This window comes from Herbiconiux sp. 320_LB (assembly GCF_059691755.1).
Genome location: NZ_JCAWAD010000007.1, coordinates 45,485 through 52,224, shown reverse-complemented (window position 1 = coordinate 52,224; position 6,740 = coordinate 45,485). Strand labels below are relative to the sequence as shown.

At 64.5% G+C, this 6,740-nt stretch carries 1 protein-coding gene; it reads right to left on the bottom strand.

The genetic code is table 11. From position 1 onward, the window contains the following. On the bottom strand, nucleotides 1–5,887 hold a 5,887-nt coding region (locus tag AC59HU_RS17075), incomplete at its 3' end, for a PA14 domain-containing protein (RefSeq protein WP_497224624.1). Nucleotides 5,888–6,740 lie beyond the last annotated feature (853 nt).

Below are 6,740 nucleotides of genomic sequence, written 5' to 3'. Positions count from 1 at the left end.
CTCCGTCTAGCGTCAGCGACCCTGCATTGTGCGTCGTAATGGTGTTGACCCCGCTGCTGGTCTCGGTGCGCGCCACAATCGAACCAGACACGTCCCTCACATAGGACACGGCTGGCCCGCCGGCGACCGTGGTGGCCGTGTGGCGGTCGGAGGAGTCATAGGTGAAGGTCTGATCGCCGAGTTTGGTGACGTTGCCGTGTGCGTCGTACGTGATCGCCCCAGCAGCAAGGTCCTTCTCTGGGCGTGTCAACGCCGCGTTGGCTGTGGTGGCGCCGGTGACAGTCTCGTCTTCGGTGAGGAGGCGATCGGATTTGTCGTAGCAATATTGCTGCGTGTACTTCAGTGCTCCTGCCCCCGTGGGGGTGTCGACCATGCTGGTTCGGTTCCCGTTCGCGCCGGCCTTCGCCCACCCGCACGTGTTCGTGGCGGAGTAGCCGTAGGTGAGCGTGTGGCCGGGAATCGAGGCGGTGGTGAGCCGTCCGGCGGTGTCGAACGTGTACAGGGACGTGTAGAGGCCGGCGGCGTGGGCGTCGGAGATCTCGTCCCGCACGATCCGGCCCGACTGTGACCGGATTGCGCTGTCCCCCACCGATGTCGGGTCCGACGCGAATGAATACGTCAAGGACGTATCCCTGCCCGCTGCGTCCCGTCCGAATTGCACACTCGTGCCATTACCGGCTGAGGTCGCGGACGCGGCCGGGTAGCTGACCGAGGTCAAGAGGCCGTTGGTGTATGTCGGGTCTGCGATGAGCTTGCCGCCGTCCGTCACGGTCTCTACACGCCCGTCGAGTGAGTAGGTGTAGGCGAGGGTGTTGACGGTGGTGCCTGCTGTCGTGGTGGTGGAGGTCACCTGACCGAGACGGTTGTAGATACTCGTCGTGACGGTGCCCCACACGTCGGTCGTCGACACGGTGCGGCCGAGAAGGTCCACGACCGTGGTGATCCGCCCGTTCGTAGTTGATCCCGTGGTGGCGTCATCCTGCACCCACGATGTCAGCGGATCGCCGGTCGCGGACTTGTATGCGTTGGTGATCGTCCTAGTCGTGGTGCCAGCCAGTCCGGCGGCGGTTGTGGTGCTGACACGACCACGGTTGTCGTAAGTGACGCAGGACCAGTCGGTGTCGCCGGTCTTCTTGGAGCCGACGGGCCGGCCCATGACGTCGTACACGTACTGGGTGGTGATGTCCGCCAGGCCCGTCTCGGTGGTCGCGGGGGCGGTGCGGGTGGATTGCACCATCCCGTACTGCTTCTGCGTAGCCGGGATCCCACAGATCGCGGTACTAGGTGTGCCGCCGTCGGGCCAATAGGTGGTCAAGGTCCCGTTCGATGCGGTCGTCGTCCCGTTGTCGGCGGGGCTGAGGGTCCCGGTTGGCCGGTTGTACAGCTGCGCGGACTCATAGGTGGTCTGGGACGTCAGCGCGAGGCCGCCCGGGTCTACCGTGGTGGAACGCGCCAGTCCCAGCCAGGGCGCGTCGCCGTAGTTGGTGGAGGTGGTCATCGGCGACACCTGGGATGCGGTCAGGCCGGCCACGCCTGCGGGGATGGTGTCGTCGGTGGTGCTGGAGGTGGCGAGGCCGTAGTTGGGTCGCAGCTGGTCGCCGGGGATGAAGACGTAGTTGCTGTCTCCCGGCGCGATCCAGTCCAGGCCCAGGGATGCGCCTCCCGCCGCGGCCCCGTACTCGACTCGGACTCGGACGGTCTGTCCGGCGGTGGCATCGAAGCGTTTGCCTTCGCTGGAAGCCAGGGCCGGTCCGTGGATGGTCCAGTTGTCGATGGTGAGGACGTCGTCGATGTAGAGACGAGACCCATTCTGGGCCCAGAGGTTCAGCAGGTACCGTCCGGTCGTCGGGAAGGTGACCAGTCCCGTCGCACGAATCGTCCAATGGTCGGCCGGGATGCCGGCAAGGGGCACCTGTCCCCCAGCCATGTTCAGCTGAATCGTCCCGTCGTTGATCCCAGGGACGCCCAGGGTTTCCGCTTTGGGGGCGCCGGTGAAGGAGTCGTTGTCCCACCACTGCACGTCCAGCCCCTTCAGGCCCTCGTCGTACCTCGTGGAGGAGTGCGCTGGGGCGATGGAGCAGGAGCTCGCCGGGGTCCGATCCGTGTTGAAGCACGACGCGGGGGCCGGACCATAGGAATCGGTCGGGCGATCCTGGTTGTCGTAGAGAGTGGTCGATTTCAGGCCCTGCGGGTCCGTGGCGGAGAGTTTGAGATCCTTGCTGTTCCACTCGGATTGTGCGGTGAGGCCTTCTGCAGTGGTAACCGTAGTGGCTTGCAGGAGCGAGTTGAAGGCAGCCTTGACGGCGTGGCCGTCTGAACCTGTGCCGGCGGGGACTGTGAGTCCGGTCGCGTCAACGTAGGTGACACCGTTCGCGTAGGTGTAGGTCTTTTTCGGCTGGGTCGACGAGGTCACCCCGTCCGCGGCGGGGAGGGTCACAGACGTGACTTTGCCTGTCGTGGCGTTGTAGGCGATGGTCGTCGCGTTCGTCGCAGACGGAGTCCGCGTGCTGGGGGATGCGAGGAGCCAGTCGTTGGCGAGGGTGTTGCGAGCCGTGATCATGCGGCCCTTCGAGTCGTACGCGAAGGTAATGGCGGCATCCCCCGGGTTCACGATTCGGACGAGTCGACCGTTGGCGTCGTAGAGGAGTCTGGTCGAGGTGCCGTCTGGGTACTCGATCTTGCACAGCATCCCTGTTGGGGCTGCGGTGAATCCGGCGTCGACGACACATTGGCTGTCCCCGGCATACCGGTACGTGACCGAGCGGTCGTAGACCCTTGGTGACGCGTTGGCATCGACGACAGAGAGCGGGTCGGAGACCTTGTCGACCAGCGTGGTGCCGGGTCGATAGCTGACCACTGGAGCGGAAGGCTTCTTGATGCTCGCTGGTGCGGTGGCGGAAGCGAGGGTCCCGTCGCGATTGAAGGAGTAGACGGTACCGTCTCCGGCAGTGAAAGTGACCAAACCGTCGTAGGTCAGGGCGGCGACACCGAACTCGCCGGCGGGGGGCGTGTACCCTCCCGAGCTGGTCTTGCCGTAGGCGTGGGTGGTCCCGTTGCCGTCGATGAGGTTGATGGCACCCTCAGTGATCTCGGCACGGATATAGGTAGAGCTGTCGCCGGCGAGGATGCTCGAGCTGCCCCATCCGGCGGGGAGAACCTGCGGGGTCTTGGTGAACCAGGACGCAGGCACGGGGATCGCGCTGCTGTCGGGGGCGGATGCGGATGCCTTGGTCTGGAACTTCACGCCCGCGGAGCCTTCGCGTTCGAAGTACTCGAATTTGAACGGGTACGTCTGTCCCCCGGCCGGCACAGTGAACGGCGCCGCCCAGGTCGTGGAGACGTCATCAGTCCAATGGTTCAGGATCTGAGTGGAGCCGATCCACGCTCGGTAGCCGTTGTCGGCGAACGCACCGAAATTGTAGGTGCCGGCGGGGAGGGTGATGAATCCGGACCAGCGGGCGAGGAAGTAGTCCTTCGGGATCAGGTCCGCGCCGGTGAGTCCAGAGGTGGCCTCGGAGGGCGAGCCGACGCCCCAGTCGAAGTCAATGGCCGGATCGGTGCGAGTCATGGTGACACTGCGGGTACCGAACTCGAGCGGGCTCTGAGTGGGTGAGTCTTTCGCGTCGAAGTACTCACCTCGAAGCCCCGTGTTCATGGGTTTGAGAGAGTTGTAGCTGAACGACATCCCCATCGGCCCACCCAGGGTGCTGACCGTGGGCGAGGTGAATGCAAGCCCAGCGTTTCCGTTCGCGAGGTTCACGGTCACCGGTCCCGCCGTGTCCGTTGGTGCCGCTCCCGGGTCGGTGATTCGTTGGTTCACGGTGAAGTGCCCCACCCACGCGATCTGCGCTTCCGAGAACTGATCCTTGGTCAGGACAGTCCAGGTGTAGGAACCACCATCTTGGAGGTAGTTAGCCGGGACCGTCCACGACGACGCATTCGCCTCCGCGAGCCAACCCGACGAGACGATAGCTCCCGTCTTCGCATCCCCGCCACTCACGATCCGGTACCGGTACGACACCGTCCGGCCGTTCGGATTCGACGCCGGCCCGATACCGAGTGTGGGAGTGGTGGTGGTGACGATCGAACGATCAGTCGGGGTCGCAGCAGACAGTGACGTCACCGGTGTGTCGTTGGTGGTGAAACAGGCCGCTGGCCCATCCCGCACCGTCGACTGCCCCAAGTAGCCGTCGTATCTATAGTCGGCGACTTGGTAGTACCAACAGTACTGGGTGCCCGGTTGGAGCTTCGCAGCCGGCACCTCAACACTCGAATTAGCGACCCAGCCGGTATCCCAAACAGGGTTGGGATCCGCAGCGATGTAACCCGAGGTCGAAAGCTTGAACTTGAAGTACAGCTGCGCGTCGGGAAACCCGCCGTAGCCAGGCTGACCCGTCGTGGCGCCCTGGGTGGCCAGTGTGGGAGTGATGGAGACGTTCGTCGCGCTGGGTGCGGGGCTGGCGATCGTGCCGGGGTTGGGATAGTCCTTCCACACGATGAGCATCGCGGTATAGAACTGCTTCATCGTGAACTGACCAGGCACCTCATCGCCGCGCAAGACGAAATACGCTCCTGGAACACCGTCACGCACCCAAGCGGCGATCTGATTGTCGAGCCGGGCATCCTGGTAGCCGACGGGATCGGTCCCGAAGTAAATGGGTCCCATCAGTTCGGTGCCGAGGGAGTCGAAACCGAACTGGGTGGCATGGTACAGCCAGAACGGGACCGGGTCCTGCCGGCCACCAGGCTGCCAGTTCCCCATCCCGAACTGCACGCCCAGGACCTGCTTACCGAACAGCTGCTCGTAGTTGTAGTGCATGACGGTGCGCCAGTAGCCGCCATTGTTGCTGTTCCCCGCCCACACGCCCGCGTTGTGGTTGGTCAGCCCGTTGGACTTGTACGCCCACATGTCCTCGTTATCCGGGTTCACCGTCGGGTCGACCATGACCGGGTACACCCGGGCTGGGTCGTTCATCCACGCGCGGTCTGCCGCGAAGCTGACCACCCAGTCATCGCCCTGGTGCAGCACCGAGGTCGTCAGGCGCGTGTCCGCGTTGCTCTTCCCGCCCGCTGCGCCGGCGGAGTCGGTCATGATCGGGGTGGGCATGACGAACACCACTCCCCCGGCCGCGTCCAGGAACGCGATGTTCCCCTCCGGGTCCTTCTTCAGCTTCAAGCCATCCGAAGCGACCCGCCACTGCCACGACACCTTCCCAGTCTCGCCTGGGGCGGAATTGACGCGAAAGTTCTCCTTCACGCCATCGGTCTGCACGTCATACAGCAGATCCGTGTCCGCAAACACGCCCGGGTACTCCAGGTGGCTCCCATCCCCCTGGCCCAGGTCCAGCGAGCTGCCCGCGGCGTCCAGCAGGGTGAAAGAGATGTCGTAGTCCTCGTTCGTCAGCCGCAGAAGACCCTCGTCGGACGCCTTCGCCGCGAACTGCGGAGCGAGGGGATGCCGGTCCACGGCCGCGCCACCCTGCCCAAGCCACGACCAGAAACCCGTGCGGTGCGCGTCGGTCTGCACCGGAACCCACTCACCGTTCTCCTCGACGTTCAGCGGGGTCAGCGACAGCTTCGTCACCTTAGTGCCGTCCGGGCCCTGGTAGGTCTGGTCGTACTCGCCACGTTCGACGACCTGCCCGTCGGCCTCAATCTGCTCCGCAGACCACTCAGGCGCGGCGGGCGTGGTGGGCTCGGGCGCCGGAGTCAGCTCCGGCGCTGGGCTGGTGTCCAGGTCATCGGAGAAGTCACCCTCGACCTGTGGCGTGGTCTCGACCGGTGCCGGATCTTCCGAAGGCTCCTGCTGCAGCTGCGACAGATCCGGCGCACTCGACGCCGGCGGCTCCTCATCCCCCGGTACCGCTGCCCAGGCAGTTCCGTTCATCGTGAACACAAGAGCAAAGCTCGCCAGCGCAGCCGTAATGGCTACCGCGCCGCGACGTCGGCGGTAAGACACAGATGATCCCCAAATGCTTCGACGAGCACACCCGCCGACTCCCCCAGAACAGATCGTTCTTTGAGGTAAAACATAGAAGATTCACACACAGATGTGCACTACCCCCGTAAAGGGGGCGATCACTGCAGGAGGCAAAGTGAGGCGGGCAGACCGCTGCCAGTCCAGCAGGTGCTTACAATCCTTCCGCCGCGCGTGTCTTCGAGGTCGCAGGGCTGGCTACGTACGATGCATGGCAGCGAGGGGTCAGCTTTAGTCGAGAACACCAGCTTTGGGCTGCGAGTGACGTCCCGCATGACGGCGACCGCCGACATGGGGGCTCGTCCCCACCATCGTGTTACCTCAGCGATTGGCCGAATTTGAAGTCCCAGTACTGCGCCATGATGTCCTGCCAGTGTTCGGGCCACACCCGACTGAACTGCGCCGAGTCCATAGAGCCCATCGCCCAGAACATCGGCGCAAGGTACGCCACCGTGGCACAAACTACGACGAAAGCAAAGAGAGCGGCCACAACAAGCCACCTGCGTTTAGACAAGATCCCCCTCGCCCTCATGACGATGCGGGCCCAGCCTAGCCATCAGGACGAAAGGAGCAGGCAAAAGCGTCGGCCATCTCGGCCCGCCCGTGCGCTCGGGCGTACACGCAGCCGCCGCCGGCATGCATCCGTGGCCTGCTCAGGTCAAGCTCTCTCCCGTTGACCCTTCCAACACCAGGGGCCGCGATCTCATCGTCCTCACACTGGTCGAGCCGAGCGTCGTGATCTCCGCCGACGTCGCCTGGGGTC